Source organism: Streptomyces sp. NPDC045021 (assembly GCF_056432645.1).
Map to the genome: position 1 here is coordinate 766,922 of NZ_JBWKIQ010000001.1, position 20,929 is coordinate 787,850.

Genomic DNA, 20,929 nt, shown 5'->3' on the forward strand with positions numbered 1-20,929 from the left:
TACGTCGGACACCGATGTCGAGAACGAGGTCAACGGCCTGCTCACCTACGACCGCCAGGTCGTGAAGGTCGACGCGGCCCGGGTGAAGGCCGCCAACCAGGCCCTGATCAACGCCTCCCTCAACCCGCCGCCACCGGTCGTCCTCCCCGTCGGCCAGTACCAGTCCCTGCGGGTCACCACGCCCGGCTTCACCAACAGGTATCTGCACCACGCCAACGCACTGGCCTACGCCGAGGTCGTCGACGGCAACAGCAGCGCGGTGCTCAAGAGCGACGCGACGTCCCTCGGCCCGCATGTGACCCACCGCACACCGAAATCCGGGCGGGCCGGGGATTGCACGGAGCACCGCCGTCCTCTCTACCGGCACAGAGACAAGGGACACACACGGAAGGCGGTCCCATGCCGGTCCAGAGAACACCCGGAAACCGCGCGCCACGGGCAGCGGAAGCACCACAGCAGACGACCCGGCCCTACCCGCCCGTGCCGGGGGTGCGCCACCACCATGTGACGGTGGACGGCGTCCAGTTGCACTACGCCGAGGCCGGCGACCCAGGCGCTCCGCCCGTCCTGCTCGTCCACGGCTTCCCGGAGCACTGGTACACCTGGCGGCACGTCCTTCCGGGACTGGCCGGCGAGTACCGGCTGATCTGCCTGGACATGCCCGGCTTCGGCTGGTCGCAGGCCTCGCCCGGCGGCTACGGCACGGACCGGCGGGCGGCGGACCTCGTCGCGGTGCTGGACGCGCTCGGGCTGGAGCGGGTGCGGCTGCTCGCCCACGACTGGGGCGCGTGGGCGGGCTTCCTCGCGTGCGCCCGGTGGCCCGAGCGCTTCAGCCACTTCCTCGCGCTGAACATGGTCCACCTCTGGCCCACCCGCCGGAACACCCTCCGCCACGCCTGGCGGTTCTGGTACACCGTACTGCTGGAGTGGCCGCCGCTGGGCCGCCAGGTCCTGCGGCACTGGCCGGCTTTCACCCGGTACCTGTTGCGGCGCGCGGTGGCCGACCGCGCGGCCTGGCGCGAGGGCGAGATCGACGAGTTCGCCACCGCCGCCCGGCAACCGCACAGCGCGCCGGCCGGTGAGGGCATCCACCGCGCGTTCGTGAGGCACGACATCGCGGCACTGCGCAAGAGGGAGTTCCACTCGCTGCGGCTGACGGTCCCGACCGTGATCCTGGCGGGCGAGCGCGATGTCGTCATCCCGCCAGGGCTCCTGGCGGGCGGTGAGCTCTTCGCGGACGCGCTGGCAGTCGAGGTGCTGCCGGGCGTCGGGCACTGTCCGCAGCACGAGCGGCCGGAGCTGGTCGTGGCGGCGGCGAGGCGGCTGTTCGCGAGCTGACCGGCCGGGCGTTTGTTCGCGAGCCGAGTTGATGCGACGCTCTCCCGGCAGACAGTGCGAAGGGGAGCCGATCCGATGAGCGATGCCCGATGAGCGATGCCCAATGAGCGATGACGATGACTGGCCGCAGGCCGGTCTCGATCCGCTGCGACGGCTAAGGGTCGTCGCGGGGGCGTCGAAGCACGCTCTGTACGTCGAGCACCACTTCGACGCCCCACTGGATCAGGTGTGGGGGGTGGCCGCCGATCTCAAGGCCGAACTGCCGCACATCATCCCCGGCCTGCGCTCGTTCACCGTCGAACGGGACGCGGGCCGGCCGGCCGATGACGACCGGCTCTCCGCCCGCGCCGTGAGCCTGCTGGGCCACCGGGAGCGTTTCGAGGTCGTCCTGCGGCCCGGCTGGTGTCTGATGCAGAGCCGGCTGCTGGCCGGCGGCATGGCCGCGGTGCCCGAGGGAACGGGCACCCGGTTCGCCTTCTTCAGCGCCTACCGCTCCCCGGTCGGCGCCGCCCTCCAGTGGCTGCGCCGGCCCGGAGCGCGGGCCCGCGGCGCCGCCCTGATGGCCCGGCTGCAGCAACGGATCGACGCGCGGTCACTTCCCGGCGCCGCCCCAGGCGCCGCGGAATGACTTCCTGGCGCGGAACAGCCGGGATCTGACGGTCCCCAGCGGGACCGCGAGCACCCGCGCCACCTCCTGCTCGTCCAGTCCCTCGACATGACGGAGCATCAGTACGGCACGGTGCTCCGGCGAGAGGTTCCGCAGCACGTCCCCGATGTCCTGGGCAAGTTCCGGATCGCCCGGCGCGGGCAGCTCGGACAGTTCCGCCGGCACCGTTCGCTGCCGCTGCCTGGCGAGGCGGACCGCCTCGCGGACCGCGATCACCCGCACCCAGCCGAAGAGCGCCGCGGGCTCCTTCAGTTGCCGGATGTGGCGGAAGACCGCGATCAGCGCCTCCTGCGCGGCGTCGTCCCCGTCCTCCAGCGCCACCGGGCCGCAGATCCGGCCCACATACGGGGCGAGGACGGTCAGCAACTCGTCCATCGCCAGCCGGTCGCCCCGCTGCGCGCCCGCCACCAGCCGGGCCAACCCGGCCGGATCCCGCTCCCCCGCACGGCTTTCGCCGGCTTCCTCCGTCACTGCGCCCCCATCGGCCGGGGCCGACTCTAACACCGGCGCGAGGCCGTCCCACGAGGGCCTTTCAGCGCCTCTCCCGCACGTCAACCACGGCCCTGGCAGGCCGGATCACGCCGCCCGCCCTCACACGATTCCCGGGCCCGTATCCGAACCCGCCCGCGTTCCACGCCGCTCGGCGGCCCAGCTCTGGATCTCCGCGGCGGAGACCGTCTCGACCGCTTCCACCAGCAGCCGGCGGGCGTCGGCGTCCCGTTCGTCCTCCGGCAGCAAGCGGTACCGCTCGACGGCCGGGCGCAGGCGCATCCAGGACTCCGCGGCGAGCACGTAGCGCTCCGTGTGGTTGAAGACCTGACGGAACCCGCCGATGAAGACGGCGAATCCCGCCAAAGTCGCCGTGACGGCGGCGGGCGCCTGGATACCGGCCGCGACGACGGTGGCGGCGCCCGCCAGCAGCGCGCTCAGTTCCGTGACCCAGTGCCATTTGCGGGCGTCGTCGCGAGTGCGCGCATACCATGCCAAATCCCTGAGGGCATAGGCCAATACCGGGTCGCTGGGCGCGGGTTGCGCGATGGGGTTCCGTCTCCGTATGAACACCCGAACATGGTGCCCGGTGTTCGGGGAAGGCGGAACGCATCAGGGGGACGTTGTCCGAGGTGACACACCCGGGAACCCCTCGCACGGGGGCTGCGTCCCTCACAGTGCGGGGAGAGACCGCGGGCACGCCCCGCGGACGGAGTACGTCGAAAGGAAGGCACGCACCATGGGCATTCTCGCCTGGATCGTCCTCGGACTCATCGCCGGGGTCATCGCCAAGGTCCTGCTGCCCGGACGTGATCCCGGCGGCATCATCATCACCACGCTGATCGGCATCGCGGGGGCGTTCGTCGGTGGCTGGCTCTCCGCCCGCCTCCTCGACCGGCCCGTCGGGCACCAGTTCTTCGACCTGGCCACGTGGGGTGCGGCCATCGGCGGTTCGCTGGTCCTGCTGATCATCTACCGGATCTTCTTCGGCGACTCGCGCGCACGGCGCTGACCGCGCGGCGCCGACCGTCCGCCGCCGTCACCCTGTCTCCTCGCGGTAGGCCGCGGCCTCCTCCAGGTCCAGTCGGCGCAGCAGCGTCCGGAGCATCTCGTCGTCGATGCGCCGGGCGTCGCGCAGTTCCACGAACACCTCGCGTTCGGCCCCGATCATCCGTCGGGCGAGCCTGCGGTAGGTGTCGTCCGCGGACTCCCCGGTGGTCTCGTTGACCTGCCCCAGCCGCTCCCACACGGCGTTGCGCCGCCGGTCCATGACGGTGCGCAGCCGGTCGGCGAGCGGCTGCGGCAGGTCGTTGCGCCCGTCGTCGAGGAGTTCGGTGAGCAGCCGTTCCGCGGCGGTCGACGCCTCGCTCTGCGCCTGCGCCTCGGCGAGCGTCTCGGCGCGCACGTCGCGGGCCGGGATCTTCAGCCAGCGGATCAGCGGCGGCAGCGTGAGGCCCTGTACGACGAGGGTGGCGATCACCGTGGTGAAGGTCAGGAAGAGCACCAGGTTGCGGGCGGGGAACGCGTCGCCGTTGTCCAGGGTCAGCGGGATCGAGAAGGCGATGGCGAGTGAGACCACGCCGCGCATACCGGCCCAGCCGACGATGGCGGGTCCGGTCCAGTTCGTGTCGGGTTCGCGCTCCCGGATGCGGGAGGAGATGCGGGGCAGGAAGGTCGCGGGGAAGACCCACGCGAAGCGGGCGGCCACCACCACGACGAAGACCGCGAAGGCGTACCAGATGGCCTCACCCACCCCGTATTCGCCGAGTCCGCCGAGCACCACGCGCAACTGCAGCCCGATGAGGGCGAAGACCGTCGACTCCAGGATGAAGCCGACCATCTTCCACACCGCCGCTTCCTGGAGCCTGGTCGCGAAGTCGACCTGCCAGGAACGGTGTCCGAGGTAGAGCCCGACGACCACGACGGCGAGCACGCCGGACGCCCCGACGCGTTCGGCCGCGGCGTAGGCCACGAACGGGATGAGCAGCGACAGGGTGTTCTGGAGCAGCGGTTCCCGCAGGTGGGTGCGGAGCCAGTGCAGCGGCACCATGAGGATGAGGCCCACGACGACGCCGCCCGCCGCGGCGACGGCGAACTCCCTGATGCCCTCGCCCCAGGTGGCCCCCTCCCCCACGACGGCGGCGAGTGCGACCTTGTACGCGGTGATCGCGGTCGCGTCGTTCACCAGCGACTCGCCCTGCAGGATCGTGGTGATCCGGTTGGGCAGCTTGAGACGGCGCGCGATGGCGGTGGCGGCGACCGCGTCCGGCGGGGCGATCACGGCGCCCAGCACCAGGGCGGCGGTCAGCGGCAGGTCGGGCACCACCAGATAGGCGATGTATCCGACGGCGATCGTCGCGAACAGCACATAGCCGACGGAGAGCAGCGCGACCGGCCGAGCGTTGGCCCGCAGGTCGAGATAGGAGCTGTCGAGGGCGGCGGTGTGCAGCAGCGGGGGCAGCAGCAGGGGCAGCACGATCTCCGGGTCGAGGGTGTAGTCGGGCATGCCCGGCACGTACGACGCGATCAGCCCGGCGGCGACCAGCAGCAGTGGCGCGGGCACCGGCGTGCGGCGGGCCGCGCCCGCGATCGCGGCACTGCCCGCGATCAACATCAGCAATGGCATGACATCCATCAGCTTCGGCCCGTTCCCATCTGGTTCTCGTTCTCCGATTGCCGTGCACCCGATCTAACCTGGCAATCATGAGCGAGTGCCCGCATGTTCCCGACCTGCCGCGCCCCGAGCCGGCTCCGCTGACCGACACATGTCCCGAATGCCTGGCTGTGGGCAGCCATCCGGTGCAGCTCAGGCTGTGTCTCGTCTGCGGCCATGTCGGCTGCTGCGACTCCTCGCCGTACCGGCACGCCACGGGCCATTTCGAGGAGACCGGGCATCCGGTGATGCGGAGCTTCGAGCCGGGCGAGAGCTGGAGCTGGTGCTTCGTCGATCTCCACCTGGTCTGATCGCCGGCATCCGGCGGTACCGGCAGGGATCCGGGCCCGTTCCGCACTGAGGGCGGTACGCCGCGGGACAGCAGCAGGCCCGGCAGGTTCGCACGGGGGTGGCGGCCTGCCGGGCCTGTGGAACAACGGTAGCGAGACCGTGCGCGTAAATACGACGTCTGGCCCGCAACCCGTGCTGCGGATACACGTCACGGCGCAGGCACGCATTAATCCCGCGGACCGCGCGCCGGAACGTCCCCGCCAAACCGGTTGGCCGAATACTGCCGGTCGCGATCAGCGCGTGTCAACGACTGGAGCCTTGGTCGGCGTCCTGCCTCACGCGGCACACAAGCCGCGCACAGCAAGGGATTCCGTACCGATGGAGAGGAACTCCATGTCGAAACTGCACCTCGGCCGGGGCGTACTGGGCCTGACGGCCGCGCTCGCGGTGGGCGCGACGTTGTTGGCCGGGCCCGCGACCGCCGCCACGGCCGCCCCCTCCGCCGCACCCCGTACCGGCACCCATTCCGCCACTCAGGCCGCCCTCGACGGCACCGTCGCTGCGGGCGCTCCTGGGGTACAGGCCCAGGCGCAGGTGGGCCGTGACTCCTGGTTCGGGGCGGCGGGCACCGCGGATCTGGCGTCCGGCCGTCCGTTCCGGCCCGGTGACGAGTTCCGGATAGGCAGCATCACCAAGTCGTTCGTCGCGACGGTGCTGCTGCAACTGGAGGCCGAGCGGAGGGTGAGCCTGGACGACACGATCGACCATCTGCTGCCGGGCGTGGTCCAGGGAAACGGCAACGACGGCCGGCACATCACGCTCCGCCAGGTGCTGAATCACACCAGCGGCGTCTTCAACTACACGGAAGACCCCGCGATCCAGGCCAGGCTGGCCGGTCAGGGATTCCTCGAGCACCGCTACGACACCTATCTGCCGCGGCAGCTCGTCGCGGTCGCGGTGGCCCATCCGCCGAACTTCGCACCGGGCACGTCCTGGAGCTACTCCAACACCAACTACATCCTCGCCGGCATGGTGGTGCAGAAGGTGACCGGCCATTCCTACGCGCAGGAGATCGAACGGCGGATCCTGCGGCCGCTCGGACTGCGCTCGACCAGCGTGCCCGGCACCTCGCCCACGATCCCCGGACGCCACGGCCGCGCCTACTCCACGCTCTTCGCCGGGACTCCCACCCGGCTGTACGACGTCACCGAGTTCAACCCGTCGATCGCCGGGTCGGCGGGCGAGATGATCTCCACCACCACTGATCTGAACCGCTTCTTCAGCGCGCTGCTGCGCGGCCGGCTGCTCCCCGCCCACCAGCTCGACGAGATGCTCACCACGGTGTCGACGGGCCCGGACACTCCCGATCTCCGCTACGGCCTGGCCATGATGTCCGTAACGCTGCCCTGCGGGGTGACCGTCTGGGGCCATGACGGCGGGATCTTCGGTTCCTCCTCGTCCGCCGTCACCACCCGCGACGGCCGGCACAGCCTGTCCTCCAACGTCAACGCCGACTGGGTCGACAGCCCGGTCCCCCCGGTCCTGGCGGAATTCTGCCCGTCCACCCCCGCCGGCGGCACCGCATCCCGACCCACCACATCGCCCGGCACCGCATTCCAGGCCGCCGCGACCCGCACCGCGGGCTTCTGACGGCCCGCCGGGCCCGGTCACACCCCTGTGGGACCGGGCCCCGCGGCCCGGGGGCGGGCGCCGGCTCCGGCTGCGACCTGCGGGTCCCGCGCCTACGCTCGGTCCATGGACACGCCGGCGGCCCACCCAGGACGGCTCGGTTCCGTGGTCATGGACGGCGAGCTGCCCCGCCGCGAAGATCTCGCGACCGTTTTCGACGAGCTCGACTATCAGATGGCCACCCAGGCGTATCTGTGGGCGCTGCCCCTGGTCTCGTACGCGCAGTGGCAGCGGGTGCACACCGACGAGTTCGGGGCGGGTCCCGGCGATCTGGTCCACTACGAGAGCTACCGCGACCGGTTGGGCCTGATCACCGCCAATGCCACCACCCCGTACATCCTCGGCTTCGTCGACCTCGGTGTCACGGGACCCCTGGTGGTGGTTGTGCCGGCCGGGCCCGTGGCCGGCGGTGTGTCCGACTTCTGGCAGCGCGAGATCGGCGCGATGGGTGAGATGGGCCCCGACAAGGGCGAGGGCGGCCGCTACCTCATCGTCCCCCCGGGGCACGAGACACCGGACGACGTCGACGGCTACCACGTCCTCACCGCGACCGGCATGAACGTGATGTTCGGCTTCCGCACACTGGGAGCCGACGCGGCCCAGGCCCAGAAGCTGGTGGACGCCGTCGAGCTCTACCCCTACGCGCACCGCGACGCTCCCCCGCCCACCCGGGTGCTCTCGCCCGGCGGCCGGCAGTGGTCCGGGGCCCAGCCGAAGGGGCTGGAGTACTGGGAGCGGCTGCACGAGATCTACCAGTCCGAGATCGTCGACGAGCGCGACCGCTTCTTCCTCGCCATGCTCCGCCAGCTCGGCATCGAGCAGGAGAAGCTCTTCACCCCGGACGAGCGCATGACGCGCATCCTCACCGAGGCGGCAGCGTCCGGCGAGTTGATGGCGCAGGCGAACGCGTTCGCCAAACGGTTCCCGGGCTCCCGCTACTGGCCCGACCGGCAGTGGGACCTCGTCCTCCAGCTCGACCGCTCCGACCAGCGCGGATCCGGCTACGACCAGCTGCTGGAGCGGACGGCCTGGTTCTACGAGGCGGTCAGCTTCTCGGCGGCGATGAAGAGCCGGACCCCCGGGCTCGGACAGGCCTACCTGGGCGCCTACACCGACGCGAACGGCCGCTGGCTGGACGGCGCCCGGCAGTACGTCCTGCGCGTGCCGGCGGACCCGCCCGCGAAGCTGTTCTGGTCGGTGACGGTCTACTCCGCCGGCACCCGTTGTCTGATCGACAATCCGCAGGAGCGCGGCGACCGCGGATCGCGGGACCCCGAGGTCGAGTACAACGACGACGGATCGGTCGACCTCCACTTCGGTCCCGAGGCGCCGGCCGGCAGGGAATCCAACTGGGTGCAGACCGTGCCGGGCGGCCACTGGTTCTGCTACTTCCGCTTCTACGGCCCCCTGGAGCCGTACTTCGACCACAGCTGGAAGCTCGGCGACATCCACCCCGCTTGAGATCGCTGTCCGAGGTCCCCGTCGCGGCGCCGGCTCGATCCTGTGACCTCGCGGCGCCGGCCCGGATCGTTGAGACGCGGCGTCAGCCCGGGTCGACCTCGTCCGCGGCGTCCGGTCGGCGGAACTCCGCCAGGGACTCGGTCAGCCACTCGATCCAGAAGGTCTCCAGGCCGATCCCGGCCCGCAGCACGAGATGGCGCAGCCGGTCCTCGCCGCCGGGGTCCTCGCCGGCGAAGTCGCGTTCCTCGATCGCCGTGTACTCGGCCAACTGCTGCCGGTGGGCTGCGAGATGGCGTTCCAACTCGGGTTCGAGGCCGTCCCGGCCGACGACCGCCGCCGCGCGCAGGCGCAGCAGGAGGGCGTCGCGGATCGGCTTGGGGTCCTGGCTCGTGGCCACCCAGGCGGTCAGCTCCGTGCGGCCCGCGGGCAGCACCTCGTACTCGCGCTTCTGGCCCCGGGACGGTGACTGGGCCAGCGCGTGGATGAGGCCGGCCTTTTCCAGTTTTCCCAGCTCGCGGTAGATCTGCTGGTGGGTGGCGGACCAGAAGAAGCCGATCGAGCGGTCGAACCGGCGCGTCAGCTCCAGCCCCGAGGACGGCTTCTCCAGCAGGGCGGTGAGGATGGCGTGCGGCAACGACATGGTCTGACGGCACCTCTCTGGGACCCGGTCGTCCGGCCGGGGCATCCCGGCCGGACGATGGACGTACTGGAGGCATCCTAGGATCGGCGCCGCCGGGCCGGCGCCGTACCGGCCGCGCGGCCCCGGCCTCGGATCCCCGGCCTCAGACCCCCCGGCCTCAGATCCCCGACGTCAGAGCGCCGCCGCCAGCTCGGTGCCCTGGCGGATGGCGCGCTTCGCGTCGAGTTCGGCTGCGACGTCGGCGCCGCCGATGAGGTGCGCCGAGTGCCCGGCGTCGCGCAGCGCCTCGTACAGGTCACGGCGCGGCTCCTGGCCGGTGCAGAGCACGACGGTGTCGACGCCGAGGACCTCGCGCCGGCCGTCGACCGTCACATGGAGGCCGGCGTCGTCGATGCGGTGGTAGGTCGCGCCGGCGACCATCGTGACGCCGCGGTGCCGCAGTTCGGTGCGGTGGATCCAGCCGGTCGTCTTGCCCAGCCCCGCGCCGACCTTGCTCTCCTTTCGCTGCAGCAGGTGCAGGGTGCGCGGCGAGGTGCCCCGCTGTGGCTTCTGCACCCCGCCCCGCGACTCGTAGCCGGGGTCGATTCCCCACTGCCGGAAGAACGCCTCGGGGTCGAGGCTCGCCGAGTCGCCCCCGTCGCTGAGAAACTCCGCCACGTCGAAGCCGATACCGCCGGCGCCGAGGATCGCGACGGACTGTCCCACGTGCGCCCCGTCGCGCAGCACATCCAGATAGCTGAGGACGCTCGGGTGGCCGATCCCCTCGATGTCCGGTGTGCGGGGGACGACGCCGGTGGCGAGCACGATCTCGTCGAACCCTTCGGCGGTGAGGGTGTCGACGGTGACGGTGGTCTTCAGCCGGACGTCGACGCCGTGGATCTCGAGCTGCTCGCGGTAGTAGCGCAGCGTCTCGTTGAACTCCTCCTTGCCCGGGACCTTGCGGGCGATGTTGAGCTGCCCGCCGATCTCGGTCGCGCCGTCGAAGAGGGTGACCGCGTGCCCGCGCTCGGCCGCCGACACCGCGAAGGCGAGTCCGGCCGGCCCCGCGCCGACCACGCCGACTCTCTTGCGGCGCCGGGTGGGCTGCAGGATCAGCTCGGTCTCGTTGCAGGCACGGGGGTTGACCAGGCAGGACGTGATCTTCCCGCTGAACGTGTGGTCCAGGCAGGCCTGGTTGCACCCGATGCAGGTGTTGATGGTGGCGGACTGCCCGCGCCGGGTCTTGGCGACGAAGTCGGGGTCGGCCAGCAGCGGGCGGGCCAGCGACACCATGTCCGCGCAGCCCTCGGCGAGCAACTGCTCGGCCAGTTCGGGGGTGTTGATCCGGTTGCTGGTCACCAGGGGGATGCCCACGGAGCCCATGACCTTCTTCGTCACCCAGGTGAAGGCGCCGCGCGGTACGGAGGTCGCGATGGTCGGGATCCGTGCTTCGTGCCAGCCGATCCCGGTGTTGATGATGGTCGCGCCGGCCGCTTCGATCTCCTGGGCGAGGGTGATCACTTCCGCCAGGGTGGATCCGCCCGGTATGAGGTCGAGCATCGACAGCCGGTAGATGAGGATGAAGTCCGGCCCGACCCGCTCGCGGACCCGGCGCACGATCTCGACCGGGAAGCGGATCCGGTTCCGGTACTCGCCGCCCCAGCGGTCCTGCCGCTGGTTGGTGGGCGCCGCGATGAACTCGTTGATCAGGTATCCCTCGGATCCCATGATCTCGACGCCGTCGTACCCGGCGAGCTGCGCCAGCCCGGCCGCCCGTACGAAGTCCCCGACGGTCTGCTCGACCTCGTCCTCGGTCAGCGCGTGCGGGGTGAAGCGGCTGATGGGCGCCTGGAGGGCGCTGGGCGCGACGAGGTCGGCGTGGTGCGCGTAGCGGCCGAAGTGCAGGATCTGCATCGCGATCTTCGCACCCTCGCGGTGCACGGCCTCGGTGACCGCCCTGTGCTGCTCGGCCTCGGCCTCCGTGGTCAGCTTCGCGCCGCCCTCGTACGGGCGCCCCGCGTCGTTCGGGGCGATCCCGCCGGTGACCATGAGCCCGACTCCGCCACGGGCGCGGGTGGCGTAGAACTCGGCCATCCGCTCGAAGCCGCGGGGCGCCTCCTCCAGACCGACGTGCATCGAACCCATCAGCACCCGGTTGGGCAGGGTGGTGAAGCCCAGGTCAAGAGGGCTCAGCAGGTGGGGGTAGTCGCTCATCAGGGGGCCTCCTCGCGCGAACTCGTAGCGCAAGTTCTAGACGAGTCGAGCCGATTATGCAACAAGTTGCATAGACGGGGGTGGCCACGCCGCCTCCGGTCCGCGAGCACTCTGCGTCCGCAGGGGCGGTGCGCGACGGGGCTCAGACGGGACCCGGGCGCGCCGAGCCGGGCCCAGCCCGAGTCAGGCCGGAGCGCTCTCCGTCCGCTCCGGCAGCGTGGCTCGCGCCTGCCGGACCAGGGCGCGAGCCGCCGGGCCGGCCGGGCCCTCGGTGCGCCAGGCGAGCGCCAGGCGCCCGCGCAGCTTCGGGCGGGTGAGGTTCACCGCATGGAGCTCACCCGGATAGGAACGGGCGAGGGACTCGGGCAGGATCGCCGCCCCCAGCCCCCTGGCGGCTAGCTGCGCGAGGACCGTGGGATCCCCGGCCTCGAAGGCGATGTGCGGCCGGAAGCCTGCGGCGGCGCAGGCGAGGTCGACGACGGTGCGCAGCCCGGTGCCCCGTGGCAGGCACATCAGGGGGCGGCCGGCGAGGGCGTCGAGCGTGATGGAGGTCCGGGTCGCCAGCGGATCGCCGGGGGCGACGGCGACGACGAACGGCTCGTCCACGACGACCTGCACCCCGATTCCCTGCGGGGGCTCTCCCGCCAGGCTGACGACCGCCACATCGAGCCGGCCGGCCAGCAGCGCCTGGAGCAGGTTGTCCGAGGTGTCCTCGATCAGGCTTATCTCCACCGCCGGGTGGCTGTGGTGGAAGTCGGCGAGCAGCCCGGCCAGGTCGACGCCGGTTCCGAGCGAGGTCACGGTGCCGACGGCGACATGCCCGCGGACCAGGCCGGTCAGCTCCTCGACGGCCTGCCGGGCTCCGGCGACCGCGGCGAGCGCCGCCCGCGCGTACGGCAGCACCGCGGCGCCCACCTCGGTGGGCCGGACCGTGCGCCCGGAGCGGTCCAGCAGGTCCTGGCCCAGCTCCCGTTCCAGCTGGCGGATCTGGGCGCTCACCCCGGGCTGCGCCACATGCAGCTTGGCCGCAGCCTTGGTGAAGCTCGCCTCTTCGGTGACCGTCACGAGGTATTCCAGTTGGCGCAGTTCCATAACCAGCGACGCTAGCAGTCGGGGAATCCAGTCCTATGAGTTATGGGCCTCGCCGACAAGAAGATACGTCTGGACAAAATTATTTGTCGGTGAGATGGTGGATCCATGTTGGACGTGACAGTGATCGAGGACCCGGCAGCCGCCGAGGTCTCGCTTGCGCCGATCCGGGCCCGGCTCCTCGCCGAGCTGATGGAGCCCGCCTCGGCGACGATGCTGGCCGCCCGGGTCGGCCTGCCCCGGCAGAAGGTGAACTACCACCTCAAGGAGTTGGAGCGGCACGGCCTGGTCGAGCTGGTCGGTGAGCGCAAGAAGGGCAATGTGACGGAGCGGCTGATGCGGGCGACGGCAGCGTCGTACGTCATCTCCCCGCTCGCGCTGGCCGCGGTGCAGCCCGATCCGAGCCGCTCCCGCGATCAGCTCTCCGCGCGCTGGCTGCTCGCGGTCGCCGCGCGCCTGGTGCGCGATGTCGGCACGCTGCTCACCGGTGCGGCCAGGGCCGGCCGGCCGCTCGCCACGTTCGCCCTGGACGGCGAGGTGCGCTTCGCCTCCGCCGCCGACCGGGCGGCGTTCATCGAGGAACTGGCGGCCGGCGTCGGCGCGCTGGTCCTGAAGTACCACGACGCGTCGGCGGCGGGCGGCCGGGACCACCGTGTCGTCGTCGCCGTCCACCCCACGGTCAAGATGCCGGTGGCCGGCCCGGCCGAGTCACTGCCGGCCGCGGAGGAGCGCTCCGCGGCCGTGTCCCCCGCAGAACCCCCCACCGACGAACCCGCATAAGGAGTCACACCATGCCGAAGGAATTCGAGATCGTCCGGGAGTTCGAGGTCCAGGCGACGCCCGAGCAGGTCTGGGAAGCGATCACCGAGGGCACGGCCGGCTGGCTGTGGCCGATGGAGTACGAGCACCGCGAGGGCGGCGCGGCCCCGTTCGGCGGAACCGTGACCGCCTGGGATCCGCCGCACCGGCTCACCGGCCGGGTGGAGAGCCCGGAGGGCGCGGAGAACCAGACGTTCAATCAGGTGGACCATGTCATCGAACCGCGTGAGGGCGGCCGCGCCTGGGTGCGCTATGTGCACAGCGGCATCCTCGTGGACGACTGGGACAACCAGTACGACGGCGCGAGCAAGCACACCGACTTCTACCTGCACACACTGCGCCAGTACCTGGAGCACTTCCCCGGCCTGACCCCGTCCTACGCCGCGGTCGAAGGCCCGGCGGCATCCGGCGCGCCGGACGCGTTCACCGTGCTCGGCCGAGCGCTGGGGCTGCCCGACGACGCGGCGGCGGGCACGAAGGTACGGGTCGGACTGCCCGGCCCGGACGCGGTCGACGCGGTGATCGACTATCGGAACCAGTACTTCATCGGCCTGCGGACGGCCGACTCGCTCTACCGCTTCTTCGGCAGGAACGCCTTCGGCGGAACGATCGGCGTCGTGGTGCACCGGTTCGGCACCGGCCAGGACGCCGACACCGAACCGGGCGTGAAGGGAACCGAAGCCGCCTGGCAGAACTGGATCGACGGAGTCTTCGCCTGACGACGCACTCCGGCGGGCCGGCTTCCGACCGGCCCGCCGCTTCGGCTGTCAGGACGCGTAGACCTGGAATTCGGCGACCTGCCCGGCCGGCCACCCGGTGTTGGCGGTGAAGGAGAGCCGTAGGTACCGGGCTGTGGCGGTGGCCGGGAAGATGATGGTGGCGCTGTTGCCGGTGGCCGGGTTGAACGTGTAGCCGGCCGGACCGGCCAGCACGGCGAAGTCGGAGCCGTTGGTGCTGCCCAGGACGGAGAGCGTCTGGGTTCGTGTCCCCCACGCGGTGGCCGGCGGCACGCTGAGAACGACTCGTCTGGCCCCGGTCGTTGAACCCAGGTCGACCTGGAGCCATTGGGGGAACGCGTTGTTGGCGCTCTCCCAGTAGCTGTTGGCGTCACCGTCGACGGCGTTGCCCGAGCCGTAGCCCTGCGTGTGGCTGCTCTCCGACGTCGCCTTGTGCAGCGCGAGGTTGACGTTGCCGGGCGGGGGGCCGCCGCCGGTGGTCGGAGCGGTCGGGCGGACCGGGGTCAGCGCGAGCTGCCCCTTGAGCATTCTGCCGCCGTCGGCCGTGAGTCGCAGATAGTAATCCGCCGAGCAGGCCGTTCCGTCCTCGTCCAGTCCCAGCAGGCCGGAGCCGACCGGGCGGGCTGCCCGTTGCCGAGATTCCCGTAGCCGGTCCGGTACGCGCCCGTGTAGTCCCGCATGTCGGGCCACGCCCTGATCGCGTTGTTGGACGGCGACGGCGGCTGTGACCAGTTCTGGCTCCAGTGCCACCAGCCGTTGATCGGGGCCCCGTCGCCGGGGGCGGCGAACCAGCCCTGATAGCCGACGGTGATCTTGCCGACCACATCTCCGGGAGAGCTCGGGGCAACGGCCGCCGCCCCGAGCGTCCCGGTGGCAGGCAGGGCGCCGAGGGCGACTCCCGCCGTCACCGATCCGATGAACACCCGGCGTGAGATCCCCATGTGGACTCCTCCCGTTCTGCACGGTTGCGCGCCGTTGACCGGTCAGCGGCAGATCGTAGCCACGACGAAACATGGGTGCAATAGACATCGCAGGATGAGCAAGATATGTGAAGAGACCTGCAAATTAGTCCCACTTGCAGCTCGCAACGTGCGGAGTGCGGCACTCCATCCCAGGATCATCCCTCAACTCCCCCACTGAACAGTGCCGGACCGCTCCGTTCCGGACACCCACAAGCCGATCTTGCGGGGGCGTAGACGTGGCTGTAGCACGTCTGTAACACTCTGCTAACTCAATGCAAATTAATTGCAGAGTGATGTTCATTCCTCACCGTTCTCCGCAACTTCGACGGCGAGACCGTGGCCGTGGCCTCACTCGCCCCCACTCCTGGCACTCCGGACGAGAGATAGAGGAACGCAGTGAGATCGAAGCGGATACCCAAGCTGATCGCGGGCTCGCTCGCGGCCAGTCTGATGCTTCTCGGCGGGCCGGTTCTCCGGGCCGCGGCGGCCGAAGCCGCCCCCGACGCGGCGGCGGGCAAGACGGCCTCGGCCAGCACCTCCAGCGGCGGCAGAACGGCCGGAAACCTCAACGACGGCGACCAGTCCACGTACTGGGAGGGCAGCGGCAGCGCCCTCCCGCAGTGGGCCCAGATCGACCTGGGGCGCAGCAGGACCATCGACCAGGTCACCCTGAAGGTCCCGGCGGGCTGGTCGAGCCGTACCCAGACGCTCGCAGTGCAGGGCAGCGCCGACGGCACGAGCTACGAGACGATCGTCGGCTCCGCCAAGTACGTCTTCGCCCCCGGCTCCGGCAACGCCGTGAAGATCAAGTTCCCGGCGACGAACAGCCGCTTCGTCCGGGTCGCCGTCACGGCCAACACCGCCAAGCCGGCCGCTCAGATCTCCGAACTGCAGGTCTCCGAGGCGGCGGCCCCGACCGACAACCTCGCCATCTCCAAGACCATCACGGCGAGCAGCTCCAACTCCCCCTACGTGGCGGGCAACGCCAACGACAGCAACCAGGCCAGCTACTGGGAGAGCGCCAACAACGCCTTCCCGCAGTGGATCCAGGCCGACCTGGGCGCCACGGTCGGCGTGAACAAGCTGGTGCTGAAGCTGCCGACCGGGTGGGAGACCAGGACCCAGACGCTGTCGGTCCAGGGCAGCACCAACGGCTCGTCCTTCACCGACATCGCCGCTTCCCAGGGTTATGTCTTCAATCCGTCCGCCGGCAACACGGTGACGATCGACTTCAACGCGATCAACACCCGGTACGTGCGGTTGAACATCACCGCCAACACCGCCTGGCCCGCCGCCCAGCTCTCCGAGTTCGAGCTCTACGGACCGACGACGGGTGACACCCAGGCGCCCACCGCGCCGGCGGGCCTGGCCTACACGCAGCCGGCGTCGGGCCAGATCAAGCTGACCTGGAACGCCTCGACGGACAACGTCGGCGTCACCGGCTATGACGTGTACGCCAACAACGTGCTGCGCACCAGCGTGGCCGGAAACGTCCTCACCTACACCGACAGCCAGCCCGACTCCGCGACTGTGGCCTACTACGTCAAGGCCAAGGACGCGGCGGGCAACGAGTCCGGCAACAGCAACACCGTCACCCGCACGGGGACCGGTGGCGGCGGCTCGAACCTGGCGGTCGGCAAGTCCATCACCGCCTCGTCCACCATCCAGAACTTCGTCGCCACGAACGCGAACGACAACAACGTGGCCACCTACTGGGAGGCGAACGGCGGCAGCTACCCGAACACGCTGACCGTCGCGCTGGGCTCCAACGCCGACGTCAACTCGGTCGTGGTGAAGCTCAACCCCGACGGCGCCTGGTCGACGCGTACCCAGACCATCCAGGTCCTCGGACGCGAGCAGAGCTCCTCGTCCTTCACCAGCCTGACGTCACCGACCGTCTACACGTTCAACCCGGCCTCGGGCAACACGGTGACGATCCCGGTCAGCGGACGGGTCGCGGACGTCCAGCTCAAGATCACGTCCAACTCCGGTGCGGGCGGCGGCCAGGCCGCCGAGTTCCAGGTGATCGGCACACCGGCCCCCAACCCGGACCTGACGGTATCGGCACTCACCGCCTCGCCCGCCTCGCCGGTCGAGACCGACCCGATCACGCTCTCCGCGACGGTCAGGAACATCGGCCCCGCGGCCGCCGGCGCGACCAACGTCAATCTCTACCTCGGAACCACGCTCGCCGGCACCGCGCCGGTCGCCGCGCTGGCGGCCGGGGCGTCCGCCACCGTCTCCGCCAACATCGGCGTGCGCGAAGCGGGCTCCTACCCGCTGAGTGCCAAGGTCGACGAGGCCAACGCCGTCATCGAGCAGAACGAGGCGAACAACAGCTTCAGCAGCCCGAGCCCGCTGGTCATCACCCCGGTGGCCAGTTCCGACCTGATCTCGTCGCCCGTCAGCTGGACTCCGGGCAACCCGGCGGCCGGCAACACGGTGACCTTCTCGGTGGCCATCAAGAACCAGGGCACCGTGGCCTCCGCGAGCGGCGCCCACGGCATCACCCTGACGGTCACCGACACCACGTCCGGTTCCGTCGTCAAGACGCTGACCGGCGCCTACAACGGAGCGATCGCGGCGGGCGCCACCGCCGCCCCGGTCAACCTGGGCACCTGGACGTCCGTCAACGGCAAGTACAGCGTCAAGACCGTGCTGGCCAACGACGCCAACGAGCTGCCGGTCAAGCAGGCCAACAACACCAGCACCCAGTCGCTCTTCGTCGGGCGCGGCGCCAACATGCCGTACGACATGTACGAGGCCGAGGACGGCGTCCTCGGTGGCGGCGCGGCCGTCGTCGGGCCGAACCGGACCGTCGGCGACGTGGCGGGCGAGGCGTCCGGTCGCAAGGCCGTCACGCTGAACTCGACCGGCTCCTCCGTCGAGTTCACCACCAAGGCCAGCACCAACACCCTGGTCACCCGCTTCTCCATTCCGGACGCGGCGGGCGGCGACGGCATCAACTCCACCCTGGACATCTACGTCAACGGCAGCTTCCTCAAGGCCATCGACCTGACGTCCAAGTACGCCTGGCTGTACGGGAACGAGACCGGTCCCGGCAACTCGCCCGGCGCGGGCGGCCCGCGTCACATCTACGACGAGGCCAACATCATGCTCGGGACGACCGTCCCGGCCGGATCGAAGATAAAGCTCCAGAAGGACGCCGCCAACACCACGCAGTACGCGATCGACTTCATCAACCTGGAGCAGGCGACGGCGATCGCCAACCCGGACCCGGCCAAGTACACGGTTCCGGCGGGCGTCACGCACCAGGACGTCCAGAACGCGCTCGACAAGGTCCGGATGGACACCACGGGCACCCTGGTCGGCGTCTACCTGCCGCCGGGCGAGTACCAGACGGCGAGCAAGTTCCAGGTGTACGGCAAGGCCGTGAAGGTGGTCGGCGCCGGTCCCTGGTTCACCCGCTTCAACGCGCCCTCGACCCAGGCCAACACCGACATCGGTTTCCGCGCGGAGGCCACCGCGAACGGCTCCTCGTTCTCCGGCTTCGCCTACTTCGGCAACTACACGTCGCGGATCGACGGTCCTGGCAAGGTGTTCGACTTCTCCAACGTCGCCAACATCTCCATCGACAACGTCTGGAACGAGCACACGGTGTGCCTGTACTGGGGCGCCAACACCGACAACATCTCCATCACGAACAGCCGGATCCGTGACACGTTCGCCGACGGCATCAACATGACGAACGGCAGCACGGACAACCACCTCAACAACATCGAGGCGCGGTCGACCGGCGACGACAGCTTCGCGCTCTTCTCCGCCATCGACGCCGGCGGGGCCGACGAGAAGAACAACGTCTTCGAGAACCTGACGTCGATCCTGACCTGGCGCGCTGCCGGTGTCGCGGTCTACGGCGGCTTCGCGAACACGTTCCGGAACATCTACATCGCCGACACCCTGGTCTACTCGGGCATCACCATCAGCTCGCTGGACTTCGGCTACCCGATGAACGGCTTCGGCACCGACCCGACCAACCTGCAGAACATCTCGATCGTGCGGGCCGGCGGGCACTTCTGGGGCAGTCAGGTCTTCCCGGCCATCTGGGTCTTCTCGGCCTCGAAGATCTTCCAGGGGATCCGCGTCACGGATGTGGACATCGTCGATCCGACGTACAGCGGCATCATGTTCCAGACGAACTATGTCGGCGGACAGCCGCAGTTCCCGGTGAAGGACACCATCTTCACCAACATCTCGATCACCGGTGCCCAGAAGAGCGGTGACGCCTTCGACGCCAAGTCCGGCTACGGCATCTGGGCCAACGAACTGCCCGAGCCGGGCCAGGGGCCGGCCGTCGGCTCCGTCACGTTCAACAACCTCCGGATGGGCAACAACTTCCAGAACGTCAAGAACACCACCTCGACGTTCACCATCATCCAGAACCCGTAAGGAGGGGAGCACCAGACAGTGGGACGCGAGTGCCGCCGGGAGGCCTGACCCTCCCGGCGGCACTCGCGTTTCCGCGTCACGGGCGCGGATACGGCATCCCGGCCCGTTTGGCGATCCGACCCCGGAAGCGCGGAATCCGGAGTGACAATGCTGTGATCCACTGTCGAAGGAGCTGACCATGTCGTATCCGGAGCCCCGCTACCTCGGGGACAAGGGCGAGATCAACGCGGTCTTCCGGCCCGCGGACACCGAGGCGGAACTGACGTCGCCCTCGGGGAATCGCACCCACTACCTCGCGACCCATGCCACCACGGGTGGTGAGTTCGGGCTCTACAAGGTGGACATGGGGCCGAAGTCGCCCGGCCCGAGCACCCACTTCCACAAGGCGATCTCGGAGTCCTTCTTCGTGCTCTCCGGCGAAGTCGGACTGTACAACGGCGAGAAGTGGATCACCGGGCGCGCCGGTGACTTCCTCTACGTACCGGTCGGCGGGCTGCACGCCTTCAAGAACGACTCCGACGAGCCGTCGTCCATGCTGCTGCTCTTCTCCCCCGGTGCTCCTCGCGAGGAGTACTTCGAGCGGGTCGCGGAGATGGCGCAGCGCGGCGGCCAGGAGTTCGCGGACTTCCTCGTCCGGCACGACAGCTTCTTCGTCGACCAGGACGAGGAGCCCGCCCGGTAGCGGAGCCCGCCCGGTGGGTTCAGAGCGATTCGAGGCGGCGTTCCGCCGAGTCGCGGGCAGTGTCCATGCAGTCGTAGACCTCGCAGACGGGGTGCCGGTCCGGCGTCATGGAGTGGTCGACCTCCCAGAGGCTGATCTCCTCGCCGCCAGGGAGCAGGAACGCGTGCTCGTACAGGGTCCAGCCGGCGCAGCGCTCGTGGATCATCCTGCTGTTGTTGCCCGCGAACGCGATGTCGTGGCCGACGGCCGTGAGCACGCGCCGGCGGACCGTTTCGCCGGGGAGGTCGGGGTTGACCGCCCGGCGCAGCAGCCGCACGGCGTGGTCCGCGGAGTTGGCGGCCTCGTACTGCCGGCGGCGGTGCGTGGCAGCGGGGACGACGTGCAGATCGAGCCGGATCTCCGGCAGGTCGAGGGGCGCGGGAGTGTGCTCCAGGTCGCCGAACCGGATGTCCACGTCCAGCTCGGCCGAGAGCAGCGCCGGCTCGTCCGCGAACACCTCGTGCACCAGGTGTTCGCGGGGGCCGGTGTCGTGCTGCAGCTCCCAGAGGGAGGGCGTCGTGCCGTCCGGCAGCAGGAAGACATGCCGCAGCGTGCGGCGGCTGAGCAGCCGGCCGGGCTCCTTGCTGTAGCGGTTCGAGACCAGCTCGGTGCGGTGCACGATGGCGGTACGCAGCCGCACGAGCAGCGCCGCGGCGATCGGTGCCGGCCGGCCGTCGCGGGCCAGTAACCCGTCGATGTGGTCGGACGGGGTCCGGTCGTCGAAGTCGTCTCGCGGCATGGTGGGTTCCGGGTAGGTCATGTGGCCCTCT

19 protein-coding genes and 1 pseudogene are annotated in these 20,929 nt (G+C 70.2%); 11 read left to right on the plus strand and 9 right to left on the minus strand.

What is annotated here, in order from left to right; translation table 11 throughout:
* Nucleotide 1: 1 nt before the first annotated feature.
* The 3 genes and pseudogenes from AC07DC_RS03475 to AC07DC_RS03485 all read left to right on the plus strand — a co-directional run.
* Nucleotides 2–280 (plus strand): annotated as a pseudogene (locus tag AC07DC_RS03475) (glycoside hydrolase family 2); the annotation flags it as partial.
* A gap of 230 nt (nt 281–510) precedes the next feature.
* On the plus strand, nt 511–1,338 hold the full coding sequence (locus AC07DC_RS03480; protein WP_478911397.1) for an alpha/beta fold hydrolase: 828 nt from the start codon (nt 511–513) through the stop codon (nt 1,336–1,338).
* Between the two features lie 103 nt (nt 1,339–1,441).
* Nucleotides 1,442–1,966, plus strand: a complete 525-nt coding sequence (locus tag AC07DC_RS03485; protein WP_478911399.1) for a hypothetical protein — start codon at nt 1,442–1,444, stop codon at nt 1,964–1,966.
* Here the strand turns inward: AC07DC_RS03485 and AC07DC_RS03490 are convergent.
* Together AC07DC_RS03490 and AC07DC_RS03495 are read right to left on the minus strand one after the other, a co-directional pair.
* Complete coding sequence (locus AC07DC_RS03490; protein ID WP_478911401.1) at nt 1,931–2,476, minus strand: RNA polymerase sigma factor; 546 nt, start codon at nt 2,474–2,476, stop codon at nt 1,931–1,933. The genes AC07DC_RS03485 and AC07DC_RS03490 overlap by 36 nt on opposite strands.
* Nucleotides 2,477–2,596: 120 nt before the next feature.
* Nucleotides 2,597–3,067, minus strand: a complete 471-nt coding sequence (locus tag AC07DC_RS03495) for an SLATT domain-containing protein (protein ID WP_478911403.1) — start codon at nt 3,065–3,067, stop codon at nt 2,597–2,599.
* A 166-nt stretch (nt 3,068–3,233) separates the two neighbouring features.
* Here AC07DC_RS03495 and AC07DC_RS03500 point away from each other — a divergent pair, with 166 nt between their 5' ends.
* Nucleotides 3,234–3,506 carry a GlsB/YeaQ/YmgE family stress response membrane protein gene (locus AC07DC_RS03500; RefSeq protein ID WP_478911405.1) on the plus strand — a complete coding sequence of 91 codons (273 nt, stop codon included), beginning with the start codon at nt 3,234–3,236 and terminating at the stop codon, nt 3,504–3,506.
* A 27-nt stretch (nt 3,507–3,533) separates the two neighbouring features.
* Here AC07DC_RS03500 and AC07DC_RS03505 read toward each other — a convergent pair whose 3' ends face one another.
* Complete coding sequence (locus AC07DC_RS03505; protein WP_478911407.1) at nt 3,534–5,129, minus strand: Na+/H+ antiporter; 1,596 nt, start codon at nt 5,127–5,129, stop codon at nt 3,534–3,536.
* Nucleotides 5,130–5,197: 68 nt separating this feature from the next.
* Here AC07DC_RS03505 and AC07DC_RS03510 point away from each other — a divergent pair, with 68 nt between their 5' ends.
* The 3 genes from AC07DC_RS03510 (at nt 5,198) to AC07DC_RS03520 (ending at nt 8,588) form a co-directional block, all read left to right on the plus strand.
* Nucleotides 5,198–5,458, plus strand: a complete 261-nt coding sequence (locus tag AC07DC_RS03510; RefSeq protein ID WP_478911409.1) for a UBP-type zinc finger domain-containing protein — start codon at nt 5,198–5,200, stop codon at nt 5,456–5,458.
* A gap of 373 nt (nt 5,459–5,831) precedes the next feature.
* Nucleotides 5,832–7,088, plus strand: a complete 1,257-nt coding sequence (locus AC07DC_RS03515) for a serine hydrolase domain-containing protein (RefSeq protein ID WP_478911411.1) — start codon at nt 5,832–5,834, stop codon at nt 7,086–7,088.
* A 105-nt stretch (nt 7,089–7,193) separates the two neighbouring features.
* On the plus strand, nt 7,194–8,588 hold the full coding sequence (locus AC07DC_RS03520; protein WP_478911413.1) for a DUF1254 domain-containing protein: 1,395 nt from the start codon (nt 7,194–7,196) through the stop codon (nt 8,586–8,588).
* 82 nt (nt 8,589–8,670) lie between these two features.
* Here the strand turns inward: AC07DC_RS03520 and AC07DC_RS03525 are convergent, their stop codons facing one another.
* The 3 genes from AC07DC_RS03525 to AC07DC_RS03535 all read right to left on the minus strand — a co-directional run bounded on the left by AC07DC_RS03525 (nt 8,671) and on the right by AC07DC_RS03535 (nt 12,513).
* Complete coding sequence (locus AC07DC_RS03525) at nt 8,671–9,228, minus strand: PadR family transcriptional regulator (RefSeq protein WP_478911415.1); 558 nt, start codon at nt 9,226–9,228, stop codon at nt 8,671–8,673.
* A gap of 171 nt (nt 9,229–9,399) precedes the next feature.
* Nucleotides 9,400–11,421 (minus strand): oxidoreductase, encoded by a 2,022-nt coding sequence (locus AC07DC_RS03530; RefSeq protein ID WP_478911417.1) that lies wholly within the window; start codon nt 11,419–11,421, stop codon nt 9,400–9,402.
* A 183-nt stretch (nt 11,422–11,604) separates the two neighbouring features.
* Nucleotides 11,605–12,513, minus strand: a complete 909-nt coding sequence (locus AC07DC_RS03535; RefSeq protein WP_478911419.1) for a LysR family transcriptional regulator — start codon at nt 12,511–12,513, stop codon at nt 11,605–11,607.
* A 105-nt stretch (nt 12,514–12,618) separates the two neighbouring features.
* Between AC07DC_RS03535 and AC07DC_RS03540 the strand changes: the two genes are divergently transcribed.
* Both AC07DC_RS03540 and AC07DC_RS03545 read left to right on the plus strand, forming a co-directional pair.
* Nucleotides 12,619–13,290: an ArsR/SmtB family transcription factor gene (locus AC07DC_RS03540; protein WP_478911421.1), complete on the plus strand. Its 672-nt coding sequence runs from the start codon at nt 12,619–12,621 to the stop codon at nt 13,288–13,290.
* Between the two features lie 11 nt (nt 13,291–13,301).
* Entirely contained in the window at nt 13,302–14,048 is a 747-nt protein-coding gene (locus tag AC07DC_RS03545) for an SRPBCC family protein (RefSeq protein ID WP_478911423.1), read from the plus strand.
* Between the two features lie 48 nt (nt 14,049–14,096).
* On the opposite strand, the gene AC07DC_RS03550 is transcribed toward AC07DC_RS03545, so the two are convergent.
* The gene (locus tag AC07DC_RS03550; protein ID WP_478911424.1) at nt 14,097–14,594 is read right to left on the minus strand and encodes a discoidin domain-containing protein; all 498 of its coding nucleotides are present in this window, start codon (nt 14,592–14,594) and stop codon (nt 14,097–14,099) included.
* A complete protein-coding gene (locus AC07DC_RS03555; protein WP_478911426.1) occupies nt 14,570–15,007 on the minus strand; it encodes a hypothetical protein in 438 nt (145 codons plus the stop codon). The genes AC07DC_RS03550 and AC07DC_RS03555 overlap by 25 nt, the downstream gene beginning before the upstream one ends.
* Before the next feature lie 471 nt (nt 15,008–15,478).
* On the opposite strand from AC07DC_RS03555, the gene AC07DC_RS03560 reads away from it, so the two are divergent.
* Complete coding sequence (locus AC07DC_RS03560) at nt 15,479–19,438, plus strand: discoidin domain-containing protein (protein ID WP_478912589.1); 3,960 nt, start codon at nt 15,479–15,481, stop codon at nt 19,436–19,438.
* A gap of 178 nt (nt 19,439–19,616) precedes the next feature.
* A complete protein-coding gene (locus AC07DC_RS03565) occupies nt 19,617–20,120 on the plus strand; it encodes a cupin domain-containing protein (protein ID WP_478911428.1) in 504 nt (167 codons plus the stop codon).
* Nucleotides 20,121–20,139: 19 nt separating this feature from the next.
* On the opposite strand, the gene AC07DC_RS03570 is transcribed toward AC07DC_RS03565, so the two are convergent.
* Nucleotides 20,140–20,919 (minus strand): DUF6227 family protein, encoded by a 780-nt coding sequence (locus tag AC07DC_RS03570; protein ID WP_478911430.1) that lies wholly within the window; start codon nt 20,917–20,919, stop codon nt 20,140–20,142.
* Nucleotides 20,920–20,929 lie beyond the last annotated feature (10 nt).

What these genes read in the sequence shown, in the direction of transcription:
- AC07DC_RS03530 (WP_478911417.1), bottom strand. Translation starts at nt 11,421, where the DNA reads ATGAGCGACTACCCCCACCTGCTGAGCCCTCTTGACCTGGGCTTCACC.
- AC07DC_RS03510 (WP_478911409.1), top strand. Translation starts at nt 5,198, where the DNA reads ATGAGCGAGTGCCCGCATGTTCCCGACCTGCCGCGCCCCGAGCCGGCT.
- AC07DC_RS03520 (WP_478911413.1), top strand. Translation starts at nt 7,194, where the DNA reads ATGGACACGCCGGCGGCCCACCCAGGACGGCTCGGTTCCGTGGTCATG.
- AC07DC_RS03485 (WP_478911399.1), top strand. Translation starts at nt 1,442, where the DNA reads ATGAGCGATGACGATGACTGGCCGCAGGCCGGTCTCGATCCGCTGCGA.
- AC07DC_RS03555 (WP_478911426.1), bottom strand. Translation starts at nt 15,007, where the DNA reads ATGGGGATCTCACGCCGGGTGTTCATCGGATCGGTGACGGCGGGAGTC.
- AC07DC_RS03525 (WP_478911415.1), bottom strand. Translation starts at nt 9,228, where the DNA reads ATGTCGTTGCCGCACGCCATCCTCACCGCCCTGCTGGAGAAGCCGTCC.
- AC07DC_RS03545 (WP_478911423.1), top strand. Translation starts at nt 13,302, where the DNA reads ATGCCGAAGGAATTCGAGATCGTCCGGGAGTTCGAGGTCCAGGCGACG.
- AC07DC_RS03540 (WP_478911421.1), top strand. Translation starts at nt 12,619, where the DNA reads ATGTTGGACGTGACAGTGATCGAGGACCCGGCAGCCGCCGAGGTCTCG.
- AC07DC_RS03565 (WP_478911428.1), top strand. Translation starts at nt 19,617, where the DNA reads ATGTCGTATCCGGAGCCCCGCTACCTCGGGGACAAGGGCGAGATCAAC.
- AC07DC_RS03505 (WP_478911407.1), bottom strand. Translation starts at nt 5,129, where the DNA reads ATGGATGTCATGCCATTGCTGATGTTGATCGCGGGCAGTGCCGCGATC.
- AC07DC_RS03535 (WP_478911419.1), bottom strand. Translation starts at nt 12,513, where the DNA reads ATGGAACTGCGCCAACTGGAATACCTCGTGACGGTCACCGAAGAGGCG.
- AC07DC_RS03560 (WP_478912589.1), top strand. Translation starts at nt 15,479, where the DNA reads ATGCTTCTCGGCGGGCCGGTTCTCCGGGCCGCGGCGGCCGAAGCCGCC.
- AC07DC_RS03500 (WP_478911405.1), top strand. Translation starts at nt 3,234, where the DNA reads ATGGGCATTCTCGCCTGGATCGTCCTCGGACTCATCGCCGGGGTCATC.
- AC07DC_RS03550 (WP_478911424.1), bottom strand. Translation starts at nt 14,594, where the DNA reads ATGCTCAAGGGGCAGCTCGCGCTGACCCCGGTCCGCCCGACCGCTCCG.
- AC07DC_RS03570 (WP_478911430.1), bottom strand. Translation starts at nt 20,919, where the DNA reads ATGACCTACCCGGAACCCACCATGCCGCGAGACGACTTCGACGACCGG.
- AC07DC_RS03515 (WP_478911411.1), top strand. Translation starts at nt 5,832, where the DNA reads ATGTCGAAACTGCACCTCGGCCGGGGCGTACTGGGCCTGACGGCCGCG.